Source organism: Kineobactrum salinum (genome assembly GCF_010669285.1).
Taxonomy (GTDB): Bacteria; Pseudomonadota; Gammaproteobacteria; order Pseudomonadales; family Halieaceae; genus Kineobactrum; species Kineobactrum salinum.
In genome coordinates this window covers 3,745,306-3,771,064 of the sequence record NZ_CP048711.1, presented here as the reverse complement: position 1 = coordinate 3,771,064, position 25,759 = coordinate 3,745,306, and the positions used below count along the sequence as shown (strand labels likewise).

Annotated in this window: 17 protein-coding genes; 12 read left to right on the top strand and 5 right to left on the bottom strand. The window is 57.7% G+C overall.

Annotated elements, in window-relative coordinates:
- Nucleotide 1 precedes the first annotated feature (1 nt).
- The 4 genes from G3T16_RS16760 to G3T16_RS16745 all read left to right on the top strand — a co-directional run bounded on the left by G3T16_RS16760 (nucleotide 2) and on the right by G3T16_RS16745 (nucleotide 8,902).
- The gene (locus G3T16_RS16760; RefSeq protein ID WP_163496232.1) at nucleotides 2–2,263 is read left to right on the top strand and encodes a putative bifunctional diguanylate cyclase/phosphodiesterase; all 2,262 of its coding nucleotides are present in this window, start codon (nucleotides 2–4) and stop codon (nucleotides 2,261–2,263) included.
- A 982-nt stretch (nucleotides 2,264–3,245) separates the two neighbouring features.
- Entirely contained in the window at nucleotides 3,246–4,514 is a 1,269-nt protein-coding gene (locus G3T16_RS16755) for a TolC family protein (RefSeq protein ID WP_232059136.1), read from the top strand.
- The gene (locus tag G3T16_RS16750; protein ID WP_232059135.1) at nucleotides 4,486–5,787 is read left to right on the top strand and encodes an efflux RND transporter periplasmic adaptor subunit; all 1,302 of its coding nucleotides are present in this window, start codon (nucleotides 4,486–4,488) and stop codon (nucleotides 5,785–5,787) included. Before G3T16_RS16755 ends, G3T16_RS16750 begins: the two co-directional genes overlap by 29 nt.
- On the top strand, nucleotides 5,780–8,902 hold the full coding sequence (locus G3T16_RS16745) for an efflux RND transporter permease subunit (RefSeq protein ID WP_163496230.1): 3,123 nt from the start codon (nucleotides 5,780–5,782) through the stop codon (nucleotides 8,900–8,902). Before G3T16_RS16750 ends, G3T16_RS16745 begins: the two co-directional genes overlap by 8 nt.
- A gap of 26 nt (nucleotides 8,903–8,928) precedes the next feature.
- Here G3T16_RS16745 and G3T16_RS16740 read toward each other — a convergent pair whose 3' ends face one another.
- Nucleotides 8,929–10,065, bottom strand: coding sequence for a cytochrome P450 (locus tag G3T16_RS16740; protein WP_163496229.1), 1,137 nt, complete (start codon nucleotides 10,063–10,065; stop codon nucleotides 8,929–8,931).
- A gap of 215 nt (nucleotides 10,066–10,280) precedes the next feature.
- On the opposite strand from G3T16_RS16740, the gene G3T16_RS16735 reads away from it, so the two are divergent.
- Nucleotides 10,281–10,751 (top strand): Lrp/AsnC family transcriptional regulator, encoded by a 471-nt coding sequence (locus G3T16_RS16735; RefSeq protein WP_163496228.1) that lies wholly within the window; start codon nucleotides 10,281–10,283, stop codon nucleotides 10,749–10,751.
- A gap of 124 nt (nucleotides 10,752–10,875) precedes the next feature.
- Here the strand turns inward: G3T16_RS16735 and G3T16_RS16730 are convergent, their stop codons facing one another.
- The gene (locus G3T16_RS16730) at nucleotides 10,876–11,406 is read right to left on the bottom strand and encodes a PEP-CTERM sorting domain-containing protein (RefSeq protein ID WP_163496227.1); all 531 of its coding nucleotides are present in this window, start codon (nucleotides 11,404–11,406) and stop codon (nucleotides 10,876–10,878) included.
- A gap of 304 nt (nucleotides 11,407–11,710) precedes the next feature.
- Here G3T16_RS16730 and G3T16_RS16725 point away from each other — a divergent pair, with 304 nt between their 5' ends.
- The 5 genes from G3T16_RS16725 (at nucleotide 11,711) to G3T16_RS16705 (ending at nucleotide 19,346) form a co-directional block, all read left to right on the top strand.
- Entirely contained in the window at nucleotides 11,711–12,961 is a 1,251-nt protein-coding gene (locus G3T16_RS16725; RefSeq protein WP_163496226.1) for an HD-GYP domain-containing protein, read from the top strand.
- Between the two features lie 172 nt (nucleotides 12,962–13,133).
- A complete protein-coding gene (locus G3T16_RS16720; RefSeq protein WP_163496225.1) occupies nucleotides 13,134–14,393 on the top strand; it encodes an HD-GYP domain-containing protein in 1,260 nt (419 codons plus the stop codon).
- 513 nt (nucleotides 14,394–14,906) lie between these two features.
- A complete protein-coding gene (locus G3T16_RS16715) occupies nucleotides 14,907–15,380 on the top strand; it encodes a hypothetical protein (protein WP_163496224.1) in 474 nt (157 codons plus the stop codon).
- Nucleotides 15,290–17,230 carry a TonB-dependent receptor gene (locus G3T16_RS16710; RefSeq protein ID WP_232059393.1) on the top strand — a complete coding sequence of 647 codons (1,941 nt, stop codon included), beginning with the start codon at nucleotides 15,290–15,292 and terminating at the stop codon, nucleotides 17,228–17,230. Before G3T16_RS16715 ends, G3T16_RS16710 begins: the two co-directional genes overlap by 91 nt.
- Nucleotides 17,231–17,366: 136 nt before the next feature.
- On the top strand, nucleotides 17,367–19,346 hold the full coding sequence (locus G3T16_RS16705) for an NAD(P)-binding protein (protein ID WP_163496222.1): 1,980 nt from the start codon (nucleotides 17,367–17,369) through the stop codon (nucleotides 19,344–19,346).
- Nucleotides 19,347–19,408: 62 nt separating this feature from the next.
- On the opposite strand, the gene G3T16_RS16700 is transcribed toward G3T16_RS16705, so the two are convergent.
- Together G3T16_RS16700 and G3T16_RS16695 are read right to left on the bottom strand one after the other, a co-directional pair.
- Complete coding sequence (locus tag G3T16_RS16700) at nucleotides 19,409–20,413, bottom strand: alpha/beta fold hydrolase (RefSeq protein WP_163496221.1); 1,005 nt, start codon at nucleotides 20,411–20,413, stop codon at nucleotides 19,409–19,411.
- Nucleotides 20,414–20,578: 165 nt separating this feature from the next.
- Nucleotides 20,579–21,145: a TetR/AcrR family transcriptional regulator gene (locus G3T16_RS16695; RefSeq protein ID WP_163496220.1), complete on the bottom strand. Its 567-nt coding sequence runs from the start codon at nucleotides 21,143–21,145 to the stop codon at nucleotides 20,579–20,581.
- Between the two features lie 296 nt (nucleotides 21,146–21,441).
- On the opposite strand from G3T16_RS16695, the gene G3T16_RS16690 reads away from it, so the two are divergent.
- Both G3T16_RS16690 and G3T16_RS16685 read left to right on the top strand, forming a co-directional pair.
- The gene (locus G3T16_RS16690; RefSeq protein ID WP_197911710.1) at nucleotides 21,442–22,680 is read left to right on the top strand and encodes a hypothetical protein; all 1,239 of its coding nucleotides are present in this window, start codon (nucleotides 21,442–21,444) and stop codon (nucleotides 22,678–22,680) included.
- Nucleotides 22,681–23,007: 327 nt separating this feature from the next.
- A complete protein-coding gene (locus G3T16_RS16685) occupies nucleotides 23,008–25,353 on the top strand; it encodes a putative bifunctional diguanylate cyclase/phosphodiesterase (RefSeq protein ID WP_163496218.1) in 2,346 nt (781 codons plus the stop codon).
- On the opposite strand, the gene G3T16_RS16680 is transcribed toward G3T16_RS16685, so the two are convergent.
- Nucleotides 25,342–25,644: a DUF3144 domain-containing protein gene (locus G3T16_RS16680; RefSeq protein ID WP_232059134.1), complete on the bottom strand. Its 303-nt coding sequence runs from the start codon at nucleotides 25,642–25,644 to the stop codon at nucleotides 25,342–25,344. The genes G3T16_RS16685 and G3T16_RS16680 overlap by 12 nt on opposite strands.
- Nucleotides 25,645–25,759 lie beyond the last annotated feature (115 nt).

Below are 25,759 nucleotides of genomic sequence, written 5' to 3'. Positions count from 1 at the left end.
TGTGGCAGCGCAGCGCGAGGGAACCGCCGAAACCGCGGATCACCTCGGAGGTGATCGCCTGTACGCGTTCACGCCAATTCATGCCTTCAGTGAAAGCGAAGCTTATATCAGTGTCGGCATTCCCTCTGGCACCGCCTACGCCGATCTCAACCGGCTATACCACAGGGAAGTGTGGTTGATCCTGGTGGTCGTGGTCCTGGCGGGCATCATCGCCTGGTTGGGCAGTGATCGCTGGCTGTTGCAACCGCTCGCTGCGCTCGGACGTGCCAGTGAGGCACTCAGAGCGGGCAATCTGAGTGCGCGCACGGGACTCGCCCCGGACACCAGGGAAATTGCACAGTTGGCCGCCACCTTTGACGCCATGGCGGATTCACTGCAAACCCGATACGACACCATTCTGGCCCAGGATGCCGAATTGGTGCGCAGCCACCGGGCGCTAAAGACCCTCAGTGGCGGCAATCGGGCACTGATACGAGCCCGGGATGAACGGGAACTATTGGATGAGATGTGCCGGGTGGCGGTCGAAGTGGGTGGCTATGCAATCGCCTGGGTCGCCTACGCCGAAAATGATGCCGACAGATCTGTGGTGCCCGTTGCGCTGCGGGGTGTCGACCCGGCCTTTCTCCAGGAACTGAAGATTTCCTGGGCCGAGACCGATGCAGGGCAGGGACCCACCGGCACCGCGATTCGCAGTGGCCAACCCTATGTAGGCAGGAATTTACAGTCCGATCCCAAGTATCGCCTGTGGCACGACCGGAATCGCCAGCAGGGTATCCACAGCTCGATTTCATTGCCGCTGCAGAGCGCCGGCGCTCCGCTTGGTGCCTTTACCATTTACTCCGGCGACCCCGATGCCTTCGACACTGAAGAACAGGCGATTCTGCAGGAGATGGCGGAGGACATGGCCTACGGCATCAAGACCCTGCGCCTGCGCCAGCAACATGAGGCCGCGCAGAAGCAAATCCATAAATTGGCCCTCTACGACACCCTCACCGGCCTGCCCAACCATATCCAGTTCCAGGACCTGCTGGAAGCCAATATCCGTGTCCGAGACAACGACCAGGGTACGTTTGCGCTGTTGATCATTGGCCTAGATCGGTTCCGTGATATCAATACCACCCTGGGCTTCGAGGCCGGCGACCGGGTTTTAAGCGACACTGGCCTGCGGATTCAGAATGCCCTCGCGGAGGGAGAAGTCCTCGCCCGACTCCGAGGCGATGAATTCGCCGTATTGCTACCGGATGCGACTGCTGACACGGCTGCGGCCAAAGCTGTAAATCTGCGCGAGACCCTGGCCGAACTTTACAACCTCGACGGCTTTACTCTCGCCGTCAATGCCAGTATCGGTATCGTATTGTTTCCAGAGCACGCCATGACCACGGAGCGCCTGATTCAACAAGCGGATGTCGCGCTGCAGCAGGCGAAGCATTCAAGCCTCGGTCAGGCCGTCTACTCCGCCGAATATGACGAGCAGAAATCCTACCACCTGGCGCTCGCCGGCAAATTGCACCGTGCGCTGGAGAAAGGCGAATTGACACTCTACTACCAGCCCAAGATCTCCATGGCCTCCGGCCGGATAATCGGCTTTGAAGCCCTGGCTCGATGGATTCATCCAAAGGATGGAATGATCCGCCCCGACGTATTCATTGGCGTTGCGGAAAGCACCGGCATGATCCGCGCCGTGAGCAGCTGGGTCCTCGACACCGTATTGCAGCAGCTGGCGCAGTGGCGCGAAAGCGGTCTTCACTTGCCGGTGGCAATTAATCTTTCCCCCCGCAATCTGCAGGACGCCGGGCTGCTTGAGAGCCTGGAGCGTTTCTGCACCCACTGGCAGCTGGAGCACGGCATGCTGGAGGTTGAGGTGACCGAAAATGCCATTGCGGAGAACGTCGAACAGGCCAGGGCAAGCCTGCTGCGACTGCGTGCCCTGGGGATTCCCGTGTTCATCGATGACTTCGGTACCGGCTACTCTTCCCTGTCAACCCTGAAAACGCTCCCCTTCTCTGCCGTCAAGATCGACAAGAGCTTCGTTATCGATATGCTGGAGGACAGGGATGCGGCCGCCATTGTGCGTTCCACCATCAAACTGGCACACGACATGGAGCTTGCCGTTATCGCCGAAGGTGTTGAGAGTGAAGCCATTTGGATCGAACTGAAAGAGTTCGGCTGTGATATCGGGCAGGGCTTCTATATGGGGAAACCCATGCCCGAGAATGAAGTCGTACGATGGCTGGCCACGTCGAGGTGGGGAATGCCGCAGTAATTCCTCTGTTGTAACCTACCTGCCGGATCCGTGAACACCGATCAAAGTCTTCCCGGACACCATGCTGGCATGCCGGGCACAGGCGCATGATTTTTGATTCAACACATTCCCAGTTCGTTAGTGATTCTCGTTATCACGAAACCCCGTTAAACCACCCAGGATTACAACAATGTAATCCTGGGGTCATTTTTCTGTTGACTATGCTATCTTGTCATTGTAAATGAAAAATCTCGCTTATCCCCGCTTCTTGCCGAAGCGGGGATAAGCGAGAAACCGGTAGAGATTGATCCATCGTGCGAACGGGCGATGATTCGACACAGGCACAGCCAGGGGTGCGGTTGGGTGATCCGGAATATGGGTGTCACAGTTCTATTGATAATGGCGTTGCTGGGGCAGGCCTCTACCACGGCATTGCTCACCTGTTGCCCTATGGGCGACGAAACGGGCGGGCTGGCCACGATCTCCCGGGATGCAGGCAGGCACCCCGACCACATGGCGCCTGATCATACCGACGATATGCCACATAGCGAGGGAGAGTGTTGTGGCACAGACCAACCAGAGCATGGTTGCATCATGTCGGGATGTGCGTTGCCGATGCAATTGCTGACATCAACCCTGGCTGGGCCCGGTGCATCAGACACTCGCTCTGCCATCATCGCTTTCCACCCCGCCGTATTTCCCCAGGCACCGATTTTCCCATTCCTACGACCTCCCATCGCCTGATTGCAGGGGCGCAATCTGTTCTAGAAACTCCAACCCGGTCAGGAAGCACAGGAGCATCACACACTCGTGTGACTGGAGCCTGGAATCCATTAACGACCTGAATTCTGGCACAGGTTTGCACCCGATCAGGTGCTGCCGCTGAAAAAAGACGGTGGCAGTGAAATGTTCGCCAACGTTGATAGCGCGGCGCAGCAATAGCAATGGGAAAACAGCCATGAAAGCATGCAAATATTTGCTACTCCTGGTACTTGGTGCCGGTGTGGCAATCGTCAATGCAAAGACAGTGCACGAGGGCTTGACGCTAAACGAGGCAGTGGACATGGCCATCGCGGCCGACCCCTGGCTGACTGGCAGCCGTCATACCCAGGCGGCGCTGACCGATGAGGCGACGGCCGCCGGCACTCTGCCGGACCCAAAGATGAGTCTCATGGCCGCCAATTTTCCTGTCGACAGTTTCGACATCAATCAGGAGGCGATGACCCAGCTGTCAGTGGGTATCAGCCAGATGTTCCCCCGGGGTGACACGCTCGCGCTTGCGCAACGAAAGAAGCTGGAGCTGGCGCTACAACAGCCGTTGTTGCGGGAAGACCGCCGAGCCAGGGTGACGGCGACAGTCGCACAGCTGTGGCTGGATACGTACAACGCCCAGGAAAGCATCCGCTTGATCGAGAAAGATCGGGCGTTATTCGAGCATCTGGTCGATGCGACACAGGCGAGCTATGCGACGGCCGTAGGTAGCGCGCGACAGCAGGATGTGATCCGCGCCCAATTGGAGTTGACGCGGCTCGAGGACCGATTAACGACGCTCAGGCAGGGACAGGAAACCGCGCAGATGCGACTGTCCGAGTGGATTGGCTCACGTGCCGGCGATCGGCTCGCGGCGGCGCTGCCGACCGGCTCGCCTGCCGGACCGGTACCGACTCAGGGTTCCGAGCAGGAGCGGTATGAACTGTTGAACCATCATCCCACCTTGCTGGCATTGGACAAGCGGATTGAGGCCACGGAAACCGATATCGAGCTGGCGCGGCAGAAATATCAGCCAGAGTGGGGGCTCACTGCCCAGTATGGGTATCGTGACCGGGATCCGACGGGGCGGGACAGGGCCGATCTGTTTTCCGTTGGCGTCACCTTCGATTTGCCCCTTTTCACGGCTAACCGGCAAGACAAGGACGTCAGCGCCGCCATTGGCCATGCCGAGGCGCTCAGGACCGAGAAGCAGTTATTGATCCGCCGGTTGATGGCGAGCCTGGAAACGGCCAGCGTACAACTGGCGCGCCTTGATGAGCGGTATGCACTTTACATCGACCGGCTGCTGCCGCAAATGGCTGAGCAGGCCGAAGCTTCGCTGGCCGCCTATAACAACGACGATGGCGACTTTGCCGAGGCCGTGCGCGCGCGAATAGCCGAATTGAATGCCAGGATAGAGGCGCTAGCCATCGCGGTGGAGCGCCAGAAGACTATCGCTCAAATCAATTACCTGCTTGTCCGGGCATCGTCTGATGCCGCGCAACCGATGCAAGACTTCTGAGGTGCTAAATATGAAAACGCGTTCAAAAATCTTGCTGGGGACCGCTATCGGCGTGCTGATCGGGGCCGGCGGCACCTGGTTACTGGAAACCTCACAGGAAGACAGCGTCGGTGCGACTGATGGCGCGCGCGAGCCGCTCTACTGGGTGGCGCCCATGGATCCAAGCTACAGACGCGACCAACCTGGAAAATCACCGATGGGCATGGATTTGATCCCCGTCTACAAGGAACACGATGGAGAGGGTGAAGCAGGCACCGTTCATATTTCGCCGGATGTTATCAACAATCTCGGTGTGCGCACTGTCACGGTAAAATCGGGCCGCCTGCGCCTGGATGTCAAGACAGTAGCCTATGTGCAATACGATGAGAACTCACTGGTGACTATCAGTCCGCGAGTGGAAGGCTGGCTGGAAACGTTACACGTCAAGGCGGCCGGTGATCCCGTTGCAAAGGGCGAACCACTGTACACACTCTACTCGCCAACCCTGGTCAACGCCCAGGAAGAGCTGCTGCTGGCGCTGAAACGGGACAATCCGGCCCTGATCGGGGCTGCCGAGAAACGTTTGTCGGCCTTGCAGTTGCCACGAGCAGATATCGAGCAGTTGCGCAAGACCCGCCAGGTCAGCCAGACGATCACCGTCACCGCACCACAGTCCGGTGTCATCGATAACCTTGAGGTGCGCGAAGGAATGTTCGTTAAACCAGGCTCGATCTTGATGTCCATAGGCCAACTGGAGCACGTCTGGGTGATCGGCGAAGTCTTCGAACGCCAGATCGGTCTGCTCAGGAACGGCGACAAGGTACGCTTGCAATTGGACTACCTGCCCGGAAAGGAGTTGCTGGGTCAGGTCGACTATATCTATCCATCTCTCAACAAGCAGACGCGCACGGCGCAGATTCGCGCGCGTTTCGAGAATCCGGATGAAATACTGAAGCCAGGTATGTTCGCGCAGATCATTATCGAAACCCAACCCGGCTCTGAAGTGCTTTTGATCCCGCGGGAGGCGCTGATTCGCACGGGTAGTCAGGCGCGTGTGGTGCTGGCCCTGGGCGAAGGTAGATTCAAGTCCATTGCCGTCGATATCGGCCGCGTGGGTGAACGGGAGGTGGAAATCCTCTCGGGCCTCAATGAAGGTGAACGCATCGTAAGCTCCGCGCAGTTCCTGATTGACTCGGAATCCAGCAAGACTTCGGATTTCAGGCGGATGTCACACACCGACGGGGAGCCTGTCGAGCACGGCAGCCACGATCATGGGGAGAACGAGCATGATTGAATCCATTATCCGCTGGTCGATCGGCAATCGCTTCTTTGTAGTGCTGGCCACCCTGATACTGGTGGGAGGCGGCCTGTTCGCGCTGAAAAACACGCCGGTGGATGCCATCCCGGACCTGTCCGACGTTCAGGTGATCATCAAGACCAGCTATCCGGGGCAGGCACCACAGGTAGTGGAGGACCAGGTGACATACCCGCTGACCACCGCCATGCTCTCCGTGCCAGGTGCTGTCACCGTAAGGGGCTATTCCTTTTTCGGCGACTCCTTTGTGTACGTGATTTTCGACGAGGACACCGACGCCTATTGGGCGCGCTCGCGGGTACTGGAGTACCTGTCCCAGGTGGCTCCCACCCTGCCCGCCAGTGCCCGGCCCCAGTTGGGGCCGGATGCCACCGGTGTCGGTTGGGTGTACCTTTACGCGTTGATCGACCGCAGCGGCCAGCATGACATCAGTCAGCTGCGCAGCTTGCAGGACTGGTTTCTGAAATACGAACTACAGACGGTGCCAGGGGTTTCCGAGGTCGCCGCACTCGGTGGCATGGTCAAGCAGTACCAGGTCAAGGTGAGCCCGGAGAAACTGCGCGCGTTTGACATACCATTGTCTCGGATCCAAACGGCCATTCAGCACGGCAACCAGGAGGTGGGTGCCTCGGTGGTGGAAATGGCCGAAGCCGAATACATGGTGCGTGCCACCGGCTATATCCAGAACACCGATGATCTCGGCTTGATCCCCCTGGGCGTGGACAACCAGGGTACGCCTCTGCTCCTCAGGGACGTGGCCGATATCGAGATGGGGCCACAGATGCGCCGCGGCATCGCCGAGCTCAACGGTGAGGGCGAGACCGTTGGCGGCATTGTGGTGATGCGCTTTGGCGAAAATGCGCAGAAGACCATAGATGGCGTCAAGGCCAAGCTGGAGAAGCTCAAGGCGGGTTTGCCGGAAGGGGTGGAGATCGTCACCGTCTACGACCGTTCCGGGCTGATTTCCCGCGCTATCGCAAGTTTGTGGAAGAGCCTGGCCGAAGAGCTGGCCATCGTGGCACTGATCTGTGTCATTTTCCTGCTACATTTCAGGTCATCCCTGGTGGCGGTGATCAGTCTGCCCCTGGGCATCCTGACGGCCTTTATCGTGATGTACTGGCAAGGCATCAATGCCAACATCATGTCCCTCGGTGGTATTGCGATTGCAATCGGCGCGATGATCGATGGCGCTATCGTCATGATCGAAAACATGCACAAACACATGGAACGTACGCCGTTGACGCCAGAGAACCGCTGGAAAGTGGTGGCCGACTCGGCCGCCGAAGTGGGGCCGGCCCTGTTCTTCAGCCTGTTGATTATCACAGTAAGCTTCCTGCCGGTATTTACCCTGGAGGCACAGGAAGGACGCATGTTCAGCCCGCTCGCCTACACCAAAACCTATGCCATGGCTGCCAGCGCGGCTCTTGCGGTCACGGTCATACCGGTATTGATGGGGTATTTCATTCGAGGGAAAGTGGTCGCTGAAGGCAAAAGCCCGATCAACAGGTTTCTGGTTGCGGGGTATATGCCGCTGCTCAAGACTGCATTGCGATTCCCCAAAATCACGCTGATCGTGGCAGTCTTGATCTTTCTCGTGGGAATCTGGCCGGTGAATAAAATCGGCAGTGAGTTCATACCTGATCTCGATGAAGGTGATCTCATGTACATGCCCACAACCTATCCCGGACTGTCTATCGGTAAAGCCAGGGAGCTGTTGCAGCAGACCGACAAGCTGATCGCGACCGTGCCCGAGGTGAAGACGGTTTTTGGGAAAATTGGTCGCGCAGATACAGCCACGGATCCCGCTCCACTCACCATGATCGAGACATTCATCCAGCTCAAACCCAAGGGAGAATGGCGGGAGGGCATGACGACGGAGAAACTCAAGAAGGAACTGGATGCCCTGGTGAAATTTCCGGGCCTGACCAACGCCTGGGTAATGCCCATCAAGACCCGTATCGACATGCTGGCCACCGGGATCAAGACTCCGGTGGGTATCAAAGTGGCGGGCGAGGATCTGAAGGAAATCCAGAAAATTGGTCAGCGACTGGAACAGATTCTCAAGGATGTCCCCGGTACTGCGTCGGTCTATTCCGAACGGGTGGCTGGAGGGCGCTATATCAAGGTGGATATTCAGCGGGAAAAGGCCGCCCGCTATGGTCTAAACATCGCCGATGTGCAGCAGGTGGTAGCCACCGCCATTGGCGGTATGAACGTAACCCAGACTATCGAGGGACTTGAGCGATACCCGGTCAATCTGCGCTATCCCCAGAACTACCGGGACTCGCCGGAGCAACTCTCGCTGCTGCCCATCGTCACACCGGGAGGCCAGCGTATTGCCCTTGCCGATGTGGCAGAAGTCTATGTGGAGGATGGGCCGCCTGCTATCAAGAGTGAGAATGCGAGGCTCAATGGCTGGACTTTCGTGGATATCGAGGGTGTGGACGTGGGCAGCTATGTCGAACAGGCCATGGACATCGTCCAGCAGCAACTGGAGCTACCAGCCGGCTATTCGGTGTCCTGGTCCGGTCAGTATGAGTATATGCAACGGGCCAAGGAAAAGTTGGCCTATGTGGTGCCGCTGACCTTTGTCATCATCATTGTGCTGTTGTATATGAACTTTCGCAACTTTATCGAAATAGCCATTATTCTCGGGACACTACCACTGGCGGTGATCGGTTCCATCTGGCTGATGTATCTGCTGAATTACAATTTTTCAGTTGCCGTAGCCGTCGGATTCATTGCCCTGGCAGGCGTCACGGTGGAGATAGGGATCATCATGTTGACCTACCTCAACCAATCCTACCAAGGACTGTTGGACACGTGCAGAAAACGGGGGGCAACAGCTCACAGGGAAGAGCTCCTGGAGTCGGTCACGCAGGGGGCTGGACTTCGTGTAAGGCCCGTGATGATGACGACGGTCTCCACCATCGCCGGCTTGCTTCCCATAATGCTTAGTTCTGGCACCGGCTCGGAAGTCGTCAGCAGGATTGCGGCGCCAATGGTGGGCGGCATGATCAGCGCAGTAGTGTTGACTCTGCTGGTGTTGCCGGTGGTGTATTACCTGTGGCGGAGACATTCTTTGAAGGAATGAGAATCCAACAGGGTAGTCAGATGCGCTTACCACACCAGCTGCAATGACCGGGGCTGCCGGAACTCGAAACCTCTCACCTCTATCTGATGCTCAGGGTCGCATCGAAAATTGGGCAGGCGGTCAAGCAGACCCCGGATCGCCAGCCCGGACTCCAGCCTGGCCAGATGTGAACCCAGGCAATGGTGAGCCCCCAAAGCAAAGCCGATATGTCGCCGGAGATTGGGCCGGTCGATGTCAAACCGGTCCGGATCCTGAAAAACGCCTGGATCACGATTAGCCGCCGCGAGCATACAGTTCACAGTATCTCCCGGCTGGAAGCTCACCCCGGCCACCGTCACTTCATGCGCGACATGTCGGGTCGCCGATTGCACCGGACCCGACCAGCGTACGACTTCATCGAGCAGTAACGGTATATCATCGTGGTTGGTGCGGAGCCGCGCTGCAATGGCGGGATGCTGTTCAATCGCATACACTGCGTTCAGTATCAGCGCCTCCACCGTGGAAATTCCACCAAAAAAAATAATCAAGGCATTTGTTCTGACCTCTGCGTCGCTCAAGCGACGCGGTTCCTTGATGTCCAGCATCTGATCCAGCAGGAGGCCATCGGGGTTCGCTCGCTTGTCCTCTATGTGTTGCTGCAAATAGGCATGGAAATCGGCCACGTTCCGCCGCGCCTGCGTCCTTATATCGCTATCCCAGGTAAAATTGGCCAGCGCCTTCTCAAAGGCGTCATACCAATTTCGCAGCTTGCCCTCATCACTCTGCGGCAATCCGAACAGACTCAGTACCGTCTTCACCGGCAGGCGGCTTGCGAAGGCCTCGCGCAGTTCAACCCTGCCGAGAGCTTCAAATTCATCAATAAGACTGTCCACGTGTGCGGCGATTGCAGACTCCATCAGTACGCGAATGCGGGCAGGGCGGAATTGGGTCAACAGAGATGTTTTATACAGCGCATGTTGTTCACCTTCCGTTGTCAACATGTGCTCACCGAATGTATCGAGCAATAACGAATGCTCGGTACCCACGATGAAGTTGGTGGTATCGCGCAGTACGGTCTGTACATCGTCATATCGGGTCAATAGATACATATTGAAGGCGCCAACCCAACTGACCGGTTCCTGCTGCCGCAAGCTGTGATAGCGCGGATAGGGATCTGCATCCATTTCCGCCAGCGTAACAGTGGCGCCATGGGGAAAATCTGTGCCTTGCTTGTTGGCGTGAGGGTTCTGGACGTTGTTCACAGGTGACTCCCGGGTGCAGCGAAACAGGAGGACATTATATTGTGAAATAATGGACAATAGTTTGTTAACATGAACAGGAAAATAACAAGAACAGAAATAATACGCCGATAAATTCAATAAATGGGTGGAATCTGCCTATGAAGATTGGACAGTCAGAACGCCGCATACTGGACGTGCTCCAGCGTGATGGCCGTATCAGTAACGTGCTGTTGGCGGAAGCCGCGGGCATCTCGGAATCCCCCTGTCTGCGCAAAACCAGGGCGCTCGAAGAGTCCGGCATTATCGAGGGTTACAAGGCGGTACTGAGCCCGCGCAAGATCGGCCTCAATGTCTCTGCCTACATCCTGGTCAACCTGGATCAGCGTTCCGAAACCATAACGAACGAATTTTTTGATGCACTACAGGGAGAGCCACGGGTTACGGAGTGCGTGGCATTGACCGGCAGCCACGATCTCCTGCTGAAAGTGGTGGCCAGGGATATCGATGATCTTGCAGAGCTGACGATGGGGGGCATCCTCAGCTTCGATAGCGTCAAGGATATCTCGTCCTGCATCGTGCTCAAGGCGATCAAGCCTCCAGCGCCGCTGCCGGTGGATTCCAGGGGTTAGCGCCACCTGTAATCTGAGCGCGGCCAGCACCTCTGCAAGCGATCACTGCCAGGGACGCGGCGGCAAGGATACACGGAGCGCCACCCGCCTGCAGGCGCGGCGCAGGCCGCCCCCGTGCCGTGGCTTATCGCCGCATCCACCCCAGCCCGAGCAGGCCCAGTCCCAACAGGACCAGGGTCGCCGGTACCGGCACCGTCGCCTGATCCAGCGCCAGCGCGACGGTAAACGAATTGCCGTTGACCCAGGTGGTTGAGGCCAGCGAGATTTCGAGCATATCGCCGGTGATCGAGAACGAGGACAGGGCCAGCCCCAGCACATCGGTGGTCAACTGTTCGACGCCCAGAAAGTCCGCACCCGACAGGACAAGAGAAACGAGAGGACCGTATGTGGTCTCCCCGGTAAAGTCGGTCTCCAGAAAAACTGTCAGGCTGTTGTCGGTGAAGCCGGGAACGAAAAAATCATCGCCAAAGAAGCCGGTTACCGTCAAATCGTCGCTTCCGGCAAGGCCGGTGGCGCTGTCTTCATAGGTTCCGGAGATGAACGAAAAGGTGAGTTCACTGCCGAGCAGGCCCGCGCGCGCCTGATGGCTGGCGAACAAACCGAAGAACAACATCAGGGCGACAAGTGCCCTCGCGAACGTGTTGATTCTGTTCATGGAAGATCCCCTACGCAGTTGGGAGGGACTGTCAAGTCCCCAGTGCATTTTTCCAAGCACACTGCATGCCACTAACATGATTTCTTCGGCATTCCAACAAGCTGCAAAACACCCCCGGAGCCTGCAAGCTGCCCGTTGTAAAAAATTCCGACAGTAATGGCCGCCCTACAGAGAAAATCGCTATGTCATCCGGCACCATTTCGGCCTGAATACAGCCCTCGTCATGCACCTGTCCTGCAAGCGGCCAGGCATCCGCGCTACACTATCCATCCCGTCACAGCGAACCAGGGAGTAGCGCGCTGTAATGCTGGAAACCAGAAAGGTCGCCACCGAGGAGCTGCAAATCGGGATGTTCGTCAGCCAGCTGGACAGACCCTGGCTGGGAACGCCGTTCAGGATCCAGGGCTTCCGGCTGGAGGACCAGGAGCAGATCCGGCAGCTGCAACAGTACTGCCAGTATGTCCTGGTGGATACGGAACAGGCCGACCACCCCACATCGATCGAACTGCCGAAGGTCAGCAGCAGCCGCAAGCCATTGCCGGTGGAAACGATCTTCTATGATCGCAGCATCAAGGGCTACACCGACCAGAGCGACTTCATGGCCGAACACACGGTGGCCCGCAAGGCGCTGACGGCACTGTCGGGCGACCTGGAGGACATGTACCGGCGCGCGCTCGACGATGACAAACTCAATGTTATCCGCCTCAAGCAGTCACTCGAGCCGCTGATCGGCAGCATCAGCCGCAACCCCGACGCCTGCCTGTGGGTGTCGCGACTGAAGCGGCACGACCAATCGACCTATGACCGCTCCCTCAGTTCGGGCATCTGGGCGGTAGCGCTGGGGCGCGAGCTGGGTCTGCCGCGCCGCGACCTGCGCTCGCTGGCAATGGGTGCGATGCTGATGGATGTCGGCACTCTGCGTGTGCGCCAGGAGTTGCTGCAGGCCCAGCGCCCGCTGACCGGCGAAGAAGCCATGGAAGTGCGGGAACATGTGATTCACGGCCTGGACATCATCCGCAGCAGCGGCATTATGAACCGGGACGTGCTGGAAATGGCGGCCCACCATCATGAGCGCTACAACGGCTCGGGCTATCCGCGGGGCCTGGAGGAGGATCGTATTCCCGCCTTTGCCCGTATCGCTGCGGTCGTGGATACCTACGGCGCCATCACCGCTGATCGCGGCTATGCATCGGCCATGTCCCCCGCCCAGGCCATGCGCACCCTCTACGACGCCCGTGATGTCGAGTTCCAGGCAGAACTGGTGGAGGCCTTTATCAGGGCAATCGGCATTTACCCCGCGGGCTCCGTAGTGGAGCTGTCGAATGGTTCAATCGCAGTCGTGGTGGCCGAATACCGGAGCCACCGCCTGCGGCCGACCGTACTGGTCATGCTGGACGAACACAAACGTCCACTGGCCAGACCCACCCTGTTGAAACTGCAAGCCAGTACCGGCTGGCGCAAGCCCAAAATGCCCAGTATCAAGCGTAGCCTGGAGCCCGACGCCTATGGCATCGACCTGGGCATTATCGACCTGCACCGCCAGTTCGGAATCTGAGCACCACCCGAAACAGTGAGGGTGGCAGCGACTCAACTCCGCGGATCGCCCGAATTGTCGGAATTTTGAAATTTCTGGACTTTTCTGCAGAAAAATCACTCATTTGAGGGGGCTCGACGCTAAGCTTGTGTTGACAGTACTGCGGATATGACCGCGGGAGCGCGTAGCCTGAATGCTTGCGACCATTAAAATAGCCACTGACGACCTGGAAATCGGCATGTTCGTCAGTGCCCTGGACCGCCCGTGGCTGGAAACGCCATTTCGCATCCAGGGCTTTCGCATCGAGACCCGGGCACAAATCAGTGGCCTGCGGGATCACTGCGCCCATGTATTCGTGGACACGCTTCAGAGCAAAAAAAACGCCGAGGTCGCACGACGTGTTCGCCGCAGCAATTACCAGCCCGTCCCGTTGCAACACATTTTCTACGACCGGCAACTGGGCAGCTATGGCGATGAAACTCGCTTCGCCGAGGAACAGCCACGGGCAGAGGCAGCACTGCAAACCCTCAGGAACGATCTCGGCCAGGTATACGAGGAGGTCGCCAGGGGCGGTAGGGTCAATGTCATCCGGCTCAAGAAATCCATCGAACCGCTGATTGCGACGATAAGCAGGAACCCCGATGCCTGCCTGTGGGTAACGCGCCTGCGGCAGCATGACGAATCCAGTTACCAGCATTCCCTGGGCGCCGCCATCTGGGCCCTGGCACTGGGACGAGAGCTGGGCCTGTCGCGCCAGGACCTGCGTTCGCTGGCCCTGGGCGCGCTGCTGATGGACATCGGCAAACTGCGGGTCGATCCCGCCCTGCTGCAGCTCCGCCGTGCCCTCAGTCCGACCGAGAAGGCGCAGATGCAGGCCCATGTCGCGCACGGTCTCGCCATCGTCGAGGAGAGCGGCATCATTGTCCCGGATGTTGTGAACATGGTGGCCTGCCATCACGAGCGCCACGATGGCTCGGGCTACCCTCGAGGGTTGAAGGGCGACCAGATCCCGCCGGTGGCCCGCATCGCCGGCATTGTCGACACCTATGCGGCGATGACCCGCAATCGTGCTCATGCCACTGCGATGTCGCCGTCGCATGCAATCCGGGTACTCTACGATACCCGCGATACCGGATTTCAGGCAGAGCTGGTGGAAGCCTTTATCCGGGCCGTCGGCGTCTATCCCGCAACCACGCTGGTGGAACTGTCCTCCGGCGAGGTGGGCGTGGTGGTCGCGGAATATCGCAGTCAGCGCCTGAAACCCAAGGTCCTGGTGCTGCTGAACCCCGCCAAGCAGGCCCAGGCTGCGCCCACCCTGGTGGATCTGCAGAACAGGCCGCTACCGCGCGGAGGAACAGCGCCGCCGCTGAATATTGTCCGCAGCCTGGAACCGGGCGCCTACGGCATTGACCTTGCCAGTTGGGCGCTGCAGGGGGCCCTGGCCGGCGCCTGAGGCCGCGGCCCACTCCATCGACCCTCCACCCAGCTCACTGCTGGAATATCCCTGGCAAATCCCCTCACCGCGAGAGCCTGCCTGATCCTGAAACAGGCCACTTGGGGTCGGAGTCTGCCAATCCCGTCAAGCCGCTCGGCAAAAAACGCGGCTTGATCAATATACATATGTGTCCGTTATAGCTGGCCAAAGCCGGCAGACCGGAGATCGTCAAACGAACCGAAAATCTGAGAAAAGCTCGGCCAGTAATCCAATATATCCCCGTAAAGCAGTTAATACTATCACCAGGTACTATTTCCTCTTGTGCGTGAAATCCCCAGATTCATAAAACTGCGGCTCCGCCAATCCAGCTCATAAACAGTAATTTCTAACTTGACACATGTGTATGGTCAGGCTATTTTCAGTTCAGGCTAGCGCCGCACCGCGAGCATGGCAGGAATGCACCGCGCTCCAAACTGGCTCGAGCCGGAACATAACAAGGGAGCAATTCGACCAACAGCCACGGGGATCCCCATGACTAAAACTCGTAACAGCATATTTTCCAGGAAATTCTTGCGCCATGGGGCCATGGTGCCCTCTGTGGGTATCGTTATCTCGACCCTGGCCACATCACTTATCCATACCGACACATTGGCAGCGGAACAGGATGGGCGGGCCACGGAACAGGTGGAAAACCGGCGACGAGGCGCGCTGGAAGAGATTGTTGTCAGTGCCCGCAAACGCGAAGAGACGGTGCAGAATGTTCCCGGAAGCATTACCGCCATTTCGGCGGAGCAACTGCGCCGGGAGCGGATTCAGGGACTGGAAGATATAAGTCAGGTCGCTCCCAGTATCTCCTGGCTACAGGAACAACCAGGCAGGGGACAACTCGTCATGCGGGGCTCTCTGCTGGCGGGATACCCAACGACCGGCCCACGGCGCGTCAGGGCGTGGGGCTCTACTATGATGAGGTGCCTCTGGGCACCAACCTGCGCATACCGGATCTGAAGGCGGTTGACCTGAATCGCATTGAGGTATTGCGAGGCCCGCAAGGCACACTCTATGGAGCGGGATCAATGGGGGGCGCCATCAAGCTCGTCGGCAACCGTCCCAACCTGAACGAATTCGAACTCGAAGGCAGTTCCGAACTCGCCAGTATCAAAGGAGGAAGCTCCAGCCGTGAAGTAACGGGGATCATCAATATTCCCGTTGTAGACGAGGTCTTCGGCGTGCGCGCTATTGCATACCACGATATGGATGGTGGCTGGACAGATAACGTCTATTTGGGTGAAAAGAATATCAACGAATTGGAGCTCAACGGCGGCCGGCTGATCGCGGAATGGCGGCCCAACCAGAAAACCACCGTGTTGGGGAAGATAATCTATCAGGACCTGAACAACTCGCCCGGCACGGCGCGGCTCATCGATGATCCCTACATTGACGACGTAACCTTGGGTTTCGATGAGACCGATGCGAGAACTGATGAATACCACAAAGATACAATGAAGCTCTACAATCTCGAGCTCAAATACGATTTTGGCTGGGCGGATCTGATCTCCTCTACATCTTTCCAGGATCGTGATGCAGACACCATGGTGGACCTGACCACCTTAACCCAGTTTGCAGCCGGTGTAGACGACGTGGTCAGTCAATTTTTTGAACTGACCACCTACGAAGACTTTGTCCAGGAATTCCGCCTGACCTCACAACACAGCGGCCCCTTCGAATGGCAGCTGGGCGTATTTTACAACAAGCTGAAACACACCTATGCCACCAGCGTGCCCACTCCCGGGTTCGACGAGTCGTTCGGCTCCCCCATAAGCGAGCAGCTAGGCAACAAGGACAATGTATTCGAGTCGGAAAATGAGGTTGACGAGGAACAGGTAGCGATCTTCACTGAGCTGTCCTATGCACTGACAGACAAGTGGTCGGTGACGGCTGGCTTGCGCTGGTTTGACCAGAGCCAGGACTTCAGTCTGGCGGCGAGAGGGTTTCTCAACGGCGGAAGGACCGAAGGCAGCCGGAAAATTGGCGAAAGCGATATCAATCCGAAGTTTCTGGTCAGCTACCAATGGACCGACGATGTCCTCATTGCGGCCCAGGCGGTACGAGGCTTCAAACTCGGCGGCGCCAACGATATCGTCCCCGCCGAACCATGCGCCCCGGATCTTGCTGAGCTCGGCCTGTCCGAAGTGCCTGCGGGATTTGATTCCGAAAGTGCATGGAACTACGAAATAAGCGCCAAGACATCCTTTTTCGACAACCGACTGGTCGTCAACCCCTCCGTGTACTGGATAGACTACGAGGAACTGCAGGTACCAGTAAATCTTTCAGGTTGTGGCTTCAAGATCTATGCCAACGGAGAAAGTGCTCGCAGCACAGGGGTGGAACTCGAGATCTATGCCAACCCTGTCGAAGGGCTCGATTTGCGGTTCGGCGGATCCTACAACGATGCACAGTTGACCGCAGACCTGCCCTTGGGCGTTGGCCTGGACGGGGACAGATTGCCCTCCGCGCCAAAACTGCAGGGCAGTGCCAGCGCTCGCTACACCTTTCCTTTGACTGGAGCTCTCGCAGCCTATGCTGGCTATGCGCAATTTGGCGTCCAATATATGGACGAAACAATCATGGTGGTTGGATGGGAGCGCAGTCTTCCTGTGGTTGGCAGTCCGACAGATGCCTCATTCAAGGGAAACCTGCGCTTTGGCCTCGAGTCACCACGATGGGAAGCCTCTCTGTTCGTAGACAATTTGTGGGATGAGCGGGTTTCGACCTTCAATCGCGTCACGTCTTTTTATAGTGTTCACAGTGTAAACCAGCCACGTGTCATCGGGCTCAGTGTAAGCGCCAGACTCTGAGCAACCATCGCTCCGGCGACCCGTTCGCATTCGACAATGCAGCCCTGTCGCGACAAACATTCGTCGCGACAGGGCCTGGTTGCACCGCAGATGGACAGTAAACTCATTTGATATAACCCGAAACCAGGCGACTCCCATGACCTCTTTCAGACCCAAAAAATCCAGGTATTACCGAAGCCAGGAACACGGCAACATCACCCGACGCGATTTCGTCAACGCCAGTCTGGTCGGAGCCGGCGCCGCCCTGCTTACTGCGCCTGCGCCCCTGGCCGCGCTCGCCTCCGGCGATGGCAAAAAAATCTTCCCCCCCACCCCGGATCTGGGTGACTGGTGGTATGGCTACGGTGGAATCGGCGACTACGCATCATCGCACGGAAATACCCCGGAGGCCGTCTCCGCAGCGCACTCAATGCGGGATGGAAAATACCGGTCTGCCGACAACGAAATTCATGAACTCGCTGAATCCTACGACCTGATTGTGGTCGGTGCCGGCCTGGCCGGTGTCGGGGCTGCATACGAGTACCGGAAACTGGCCGGAGCCAGCGCGAGCTGCCTGGTGCTGGACAATCATCCGGTTTTCGGAGGCGAGGCAAAGCAGAACGAATTCATGGTAAATGGACATCACCTGGTCGCGCCACAGGGTTCCAACGGTTTCAGTATTCCCGACCTGGGCAACGCCGAAGCGGAGGACTTCTCCGCCGGAGATGCCTACTACTATCGGGAGCTCGGTATCCCGACCCAGTTCAGTTACGCCGATCTTCCCGCAGGTTCCGACAATCTGCGCTTTGGCCGGGACAATTACGGCTATCTGTTCTGGACCCAGGACCAGGTTGACGTCAGCTACGTCTTCAACAGCCCCACAGATGAAGGGCCGGCCACACATGTCCTTAACCCCTGGTCACAGCAGCTCACCAATACACCCTATCCGGCCGCTGTACGTGATGATCTTCTGGCGTGGAGAAGCAGTAATCAGACGCCCTACCAGGGGTCCAACTTCCGTGCCTGGCTGGACACCATGACCTACAAACATTACATCGAACAGGAGCTGGGCCTGTCGGCCGCAGTGACTGAATACTGCGATCCGATATTGGCCAGCGCAGTAGGCCTGGGCTGCGACGTCATTTCCGCCTATGCCGCATTCAATGTGGCGCTTCCGGGATTCCGGGGATATGAGACAATTACCATAGACCACCGACATTCCTTTCCGGGTGGCAACTCCGGGTTCCTGCGTCACTTCGTTAAAAAGGCCAAACCGGAAGCCATATCCGGCGGTGATTCTTTCGCCGAGATATTGAACAATCCCATCCAGTTTGAGCTGCTCGACCAGCCCGGACAACAGCTCCGCTTTCGACAAAATTCCACTGTGGTGCATGTCCGGCATGATAACGCCAACCCGGATTCTTCGAACGGGGTGGAAGTCACCTACATCAAGGATGGGTCAGCGTACCGAATCAAGGCCAGAGCTGTCGTCATGGCGACCGGCGCCTGGGTAAACAAGCACGTCGTACGCGGTCTGCCCTCATCCTATGAGAATGCATTTGCCCGCTTTCACCACGCACCAATTCTCGTGGCCAACGTCGCCCTGAGCAACTGGAGGTTTATCGAGAAGCTGGGCGCAACGGGTACACTGTACAAGGGCGGATTCGGGGCTTTTTGCAATATTCGGCGGCCAATGCATGTAGGCAATGTAACACCACCCCTGGCACCGGACTCCCCCGCTGTCATGACATTCTATGTACCGTTTTATTATCCGGGACTATCTTTGCAGGAACAGGGGCAGCGCGGCAGGCTCGAGATGCTGACAACGCCATTCAGTGAATACGAGCGTCAGATACGAGCGCAGCTGACACATCTTTATGGAAGCTATGGCTTCAACCCCGACAAGGATATCGAGGCCATTGTCCTGAACCGCTGGGGGCACGCCTATGTAACTCCGCAACCGGGCTTCTACTTTGGCGAGAATGGAGCGCCCGCCCCACGGGATGTTCTGACGAGGAATTTCGGTCGCATAGCCTTCGCCCACTCAGAGCTCAAGGGTAACCAGCATTGGGGTCCAGCAGCGATGGAGGGCCGGCGTGCAATTTCACAGCTGAGCCACCTGTTTTCCGCCGGATAAACCAGAACGCATGATTGCTGCGAGTTCTCCGCCCTCTCCACCAGCAAACGATGTTGGCGAACTCAGCGACCGGCAGGAATACTGTTGATGAAGCTCTCGATCGCAGAAGACGTCCGCTTGGGGAATTCCGTGTGTACTGAATGTGTGCCTTCCGCAATATGGTGGATACGGGATTTCGGAATCAGGGTGGCAGTGCGATCAAAAACCGAAGCGGGCAAATACTGATCATTATCCACCTTGATTACCATAACCGGTGACCATATGTTGCTCAGCTCCGCGTCACTGAAACTCGGTTGACTCAACCAGGTACTGCCCAGCCTGTCCACCAGAAGCGCCCAACCATCGGGCTCGCGCGCCAAATCGGTGTATCGGGATTTATACTTCATACCCGAGGGGCCCTGCGGATTCTTCAAATCAGCGATGAATGCTTCCAATTGGCTGTAAACGGCCGCGGGATAATTGTCAGTGTGGAATGGGGTGCCAATCAAAGTGGCGCTTTTCACCCGGTCTGGATAATCAACCAACAATTGCAACAGGATACAGCCACCGTCGCTATGCCCCACAAAGTGGGCCGACTGGATTCCGAGATAATCCAGCAATGCCAACATATCACCGGCCATGCGTCCATAGGTCACCGGCCCTGTACCGATTGTGCTTCGACCTTGACCGCGACTGTCGGGCGCCAGTAGATTGAAATTTGCCAGCTGTGGTGCATCGAAATACGGATCCCAGACATCGGCGTTGCCAAAGCCACCGTGCAGAAATATCACCGTCTCATCGGCACCATCGTCCAGCACTTTATAGTAGATATCGACATCATTGAGCAATACCCGGCGCTCTTCAACAACCCGGAGATTTTCCTCTCCCCCCTTCGGTTCCTGAACCGCTTCTGCATCGGCCGCAATACCGTAGCTGGCCGCGCAGCCACAAATAACCATCACCAGCCACAAAATTGCGCGCGGAATAGTGACTTTTCTTTCGCAGAACAAACTGGTCATTGCCATCACCTTGATATTTTCCCCGGCTGAAACGTGAAACGAAAATTCATGGATTTGACGAAAATTCATGAATTTTCTATTTGAAACTCTACACCAGATCGACCTACAATACACTAGTGTATTGAATAGTATCGGATTGCGATCGCCAGAAATTCCGGTCGTAAATGAAAGTGAGACAAGGGGCAGCGGACGCTTGGAACGACGTCCATCTCACAGTTAAAACGGGGGCTGTTGTCAGGGAAGTATGGGCTCGCCGATGAGAACTTTGGCGTAGATCGGGCGCAGCTTTTCGCGTGTTTCCTTTGACTCACCAAGTCCCAGTATGTAGTACCCGACCTGTTGAAAATAGGTGACGCGCGCACGGATAAATGCTTCTTCTTCACTGCGGCCAAGGTCGAGGAATATCTGCTTTATGATGTCTATGCGCCGATTGTCCACTCGGCGCATGAGATTGGCGACGTGTTTCGAATTTCGGGCCCAATCCCGAATAGCCGCATCATAGGCAGGACTGTACTCTTCTTCATGGAGCCAGATATCAAACACTTTTTCAAACTCACGGGATCCATCATGATTGAAGGCCTGCAACACAGCTTCGAACGCGCGTGTACTGGTTACCGCCCAATCAATGAGAAGAGCATCAAGCAATTCGCCACGACTGGCAAAGTGCCAGTAAAAGCTTCCTCGTGATACGTCAAGATCACGCGCCAGGATGCCCACTTTGACATTGTCGACCCCGCGTTTTACCAGTGCGGTTTTTGCAGCCTCGATCCAGTCATTCGCTGAAAGATTTTTTTTTGCCATATTCTGTTGGTACTCGTCAAAACCAGGACTGTCGCCAGAACATAGTTTACTACTACAGTCCCCGGGGACCTAGCAGATACTGAACCCTGCTGTATGGTGATTGAGCGACAACAATAACGCAGGGTCAGCATCGCGGAAAGTCCATCACGCTTTATTCTGACTGATGATATGCAGCCATGAAACCCAAACATTGCAAAAACAGGAACACCGAGTGCTGGACGCTGGGAGCCTTCAGGGTACGCCTTCCAGTCGTTCACTACCGTCTGGAATGGCCTGACTTTTGCCAAGGGCTGTTGATGTGCGCCGTCGATCTGGCAGCCATCCCGTTGATGATCGAGCTGTTGGGTATGCCTTTCGAGGTAGCCCTGGCGGTGGTGCTGATGAACGGCATCCTCTATCTCACCCATCACATGCTTGGAGACCCGGTGGTGCCGGGATGGATTACGCCCGCGATCCCCTTGGTATTCATGTTTTGCCAGGCCTTCCCGGAAGGAGCGGAACGAGTCCATGCATTGATTTCCTTCCAGCTATTGCTGGGCCTGTTTTGTATCGGCCTGGGCGTAACCGGCCTGTCCAGACGCGTAGTGAGCCTGGTGCCACCGGCACTCAAGGCGGGTATAATTTGCGGCGCGGGAATCGCGGCGGTCAGTTCGGTATTTGATAAAAACGGGCGCTTTGATCAATACCCCGTGACCATTTCCATTGCAGTCGGCATAGCGTTCTACCTGATTTTTTCCCGCCACTTCAATCAGATAAAAACACAGAACCGGATCCTGGCGACGCTGGGGAAACTGGGGATTCTGCCTGTCATTCTCCTGGCAATAGTCCTGGCGCCGATAGCGGGAGAATCAAGCTGGCCCGCTGTCAAGTGGGGCTTCAGCCAACCGGACTTTCATACTCTCTGGAACGAGTACACTGTATTCGGCCTCGGCTTTCCGCCAACCAGCATGTTTCTGAGCGCCCTGCCCACGGTTCTCGCAACCTATATTGTGCTGTTTGGCGACGTACTTCAGGGCCAGGCAATCCTCAAGGAAGCAGACAAGGCGCGGCCGGATGAAACGATAGAGTATGACCCGGACCGGGCGCATATGATCTTCGGGGGACGCAATGCAATAATGGGGGTGGCTGGTCCAGATGTGGCGATGTGTGGTCCGCTTTGGGCGGCCATGCAGGTCGTCACGGTGGAGCGCTACAAACAGGGCAAACGGGCGATGTCGTCGATCTTCGCCGGTGCAGGTTCATTTCGCTGGGGAACCAATACGGGTCTGGTACTCATGCCAATCGTCACCCTGGTGGAGCCGGTACTGAATGTGGCCCTGGCACTGACCCTGCTGATACAAGGCTACGTCAGCGTCCGCATCGGCATTCTGGAAGCCCGCAGCCAGCGTGATCTGGGGATTGCTGGCGTCATCGCTGCAGTGCTGGTTACCCGCGGAGCGGCCTGGGCATTTACTGTGGGCCTGGCTCTATGCCTGCTGATATACGGAAGGGAATTCCTGCGAGGCGAGAACGACAGAACCTTCAACGAGGGCTGAGCCTGTCAGAGTGCCGGGGAGCCGCGGCCTCCCGGAACGGATTCATTCCAGTATGGAACTTGAATGGACAAGGTCTGTGGCGGAGGGCGTGGATTCCGTCTGCAATTCTGCTCCGTGGTGGTGCATAATAGCCACGCTCGTAACAACAGGCTGATGCACGCGGCAGCACCCAGACAGATTCTGCCACCATTCAGGATTATTTCCCACTGATCCGGAAATATCGTACCTTTAGGCTTCCAATGGAATGAGCCACCAAATGGACACTGCCCTGCAGTTGCAACCCGGAATGACAACGCGCACCGCCTGTACTGCAGGAGCCGCCCCCCGATGACCATCGCCGGTCGCATCAATGCCGCGGTCGCCATCGTGATACTGTCGGCCAGTGCCGTGGCGGTCGTGGCCCTCGGTGTGCGCGAATATCACAGCCACCGCGACGACCTGCTGACCAGGATCGTGGCTGAGGTGGGCAGTCAGACAGCGCTGCCGGTGGCGATCTATTTCCGCGAGACCCAGCAGATCGACGGCCTGCTGACCCAGCTGCTGAGGCTGTCGCCGGCGATCAGCCAGGCCCGCCTGTACAGCGAAGAAGGCAACGTGCTTGCGCAGCACAACCGCTTCCCGGGCGCCGCGGAACCACTGCCCGATTTCAGCAGCCTGCGGAGCAGCGGTCTCTCTCCACTGGATACCGGGCATGGAGCCCACGCCAGCGATACCGCACCGACACGCAGTCGGACATTGGCAACGCTGACCGGCGGTGAACGTGTGCTGGACCTGACTGTGCCGGTGCTGTCATCGGTCAATCCTGTGCGCGATGCGCTTTCCCGGCAGGAATTCGGCCAGGCGCTGGCCAGCCCCGCAACCAGTCGCTACGTGGTCGGCTACGTCCACTTTGGCATCAGTGTCAGCATGCTGATGCTGCTGATCCTGCCCTCTCTGGCGCTGCTGACCGCCACCGCGGCAGTCCTGGCCGGTCTCGTCATCTGGCTGCTCAGTCGCCATATCCGGCGCCTGACCGCGCCACTGTCGCGCCTTGCGCGCATTGCCGATGAAATTGCCACCGGCAAACTGGACCAGCCCATCACCGTCGACGGTTCCGGTGAAATCAAGGAGATTGCGAAAGTACTGAACGCCATCATCGGCGGACTCAACAAGTACAAAACGCGAATGGACGTCGACCACCAGCTGCTGAGCATGAAAGTTGAAGAGCGTACCGCGCAGCTGACCCAGCGTAACGATGAGCTGAACAAGGCGGTAGAGCAGGTCACGGAAACCAAGAACCGGCTGCGCCAGATGGCTTACTTCGACAGCCTTACCTCACTCCCCAATCGGCGCCTGTTTACCGAACAGCTGGACCTGCTGCTGCGGCTGGCCAAGCGCAACAACCGCTTGCTCGCGCTGCTGTTTCTGGACCTGGACAATTTCAAGCGCATCAACGACTCCCTGGGCCACAGTGCCGGTGACATCCTGCTCAAGGAAGTCGCCCATCGCCTGGCCAGCTGCGTCCGCGAAAGCGATGTAGTTGCCCACTTCGTGGACTCGGAATCGCGTATCGACGTCTCCCGCCTCGGCGGAGACGAATTCACCGTGGTGTTGAACGAGGTGGAGAATGCCGAGGCCGTTGCGACAATCGCCCAGCGTCTGCTGAACGCGCTATTGCAGCCGGTGGAAATCGAGGGCCATGAACTGGTGGTGACACCCAGTATTGGCATCGCTATCGCGCCCACCGATGCCACCGATATGGAAGGCCTGCTGAAGGCTGCCGATACCGCGATGTACCACGCCAAGGCCGGCGGCAAGAACAAGTACCTGTTCTACAGCAACGACATGGATGCCGCGGGTGTGGAGCGGCTGCTGCTGGAAACCGACCTGCGCAAGGCGCTGGACCGCAATGAATTGCTGTTTCACTACCAGCCCCAGGTGGACACCAATACCGGGACTGTGGTCGGCGTGGAGGCGCTGCTGCGCTGGCAACATCCCGACCAGGGCATGATCCCGCCATTCAAGTTTATCCCGATTGCCGAGGAAATCGGCCTCATCGGCGAGCTGGGTAGTTGGGGACTGCGCGAGGCCTGCCGCCAGCTGGTCGAACTGCGCGAGGAGGGATACGCGCTGCCCAAGATCGCGGTGAATGTGTCCGCGTTGCAGTTCAACCGCAACTTCTGCGCGCAGGTCAAGGCGATCTTGCAGGAAACGGGACTGCCCCCCAGCGCGCTGGAACTGGAACTGACAGAAAGCATCATGATGGAGGACAGCCACTCGACCGTGAAGGCGCTGCAGGAGTTCCGCGGCATGGGCCTGCGCCTGTCCATTGATGATTTCGGTACCGGCTACTCCTCATTGAGCTACCTGAGCCGCTTCCCGCTGGATGAACTGAAGATCGACCGCAGTTTCGTGATCGATTTTGACAAAAGTGATAATGATGCAAGCCTGGTGCTCGCCATCATTGCCATGGGCCGCTCACTGAAACTCGAACTGGTCGCCGAAGGCGTGGAGACGCATGAGCAGTTCCACTTCCTGACTGACAATGGCGCCGAGGTGATACAGGGTTACCTGTTCAGCAGGCCCGTTACCGCGACGGAGTTGCGGCCGCTGCTGGCACCGGGCTATTTCCTGGAACAGATCCGGGAAATCAGGGCGGACAGTCACGAAGGTGGTTACAGCTCAGCTCTCTGATGAGACCGTGCCGGCGGCTTGTGCGGCGGGCGCGGCGGTAGCCACCTGTTCGCGCTTGGCCTTCTGGATATTCTCCAGGCTTTGCTTGTAGGCCGCCGTGACTTTTTCGACGCCCGAGGGATTCAGGCCGCCGTTGTTGCCGGCCACCGTGTAAGTGGCGTAAACACCCGAGGCTGTCATCAGGGCGGCAGAGATCACCCGCGTCGGCATACCCTCATTCTTCATGCCGTTGGCCGTATCGATAAATCGCTGCATGCACTGGGCATGTTGCTCTGCTTCTGTGTTGCTCATGTGGAATCCTGCTCAGGTCGTGGGTGAACTGCCGATTCTACCACTTCGCCGCCCGCGCTTCACCGCCAGCAGCCCACCTCTGGACTGCGCCCTGATGGCAGGAGGAGCCTGCCGC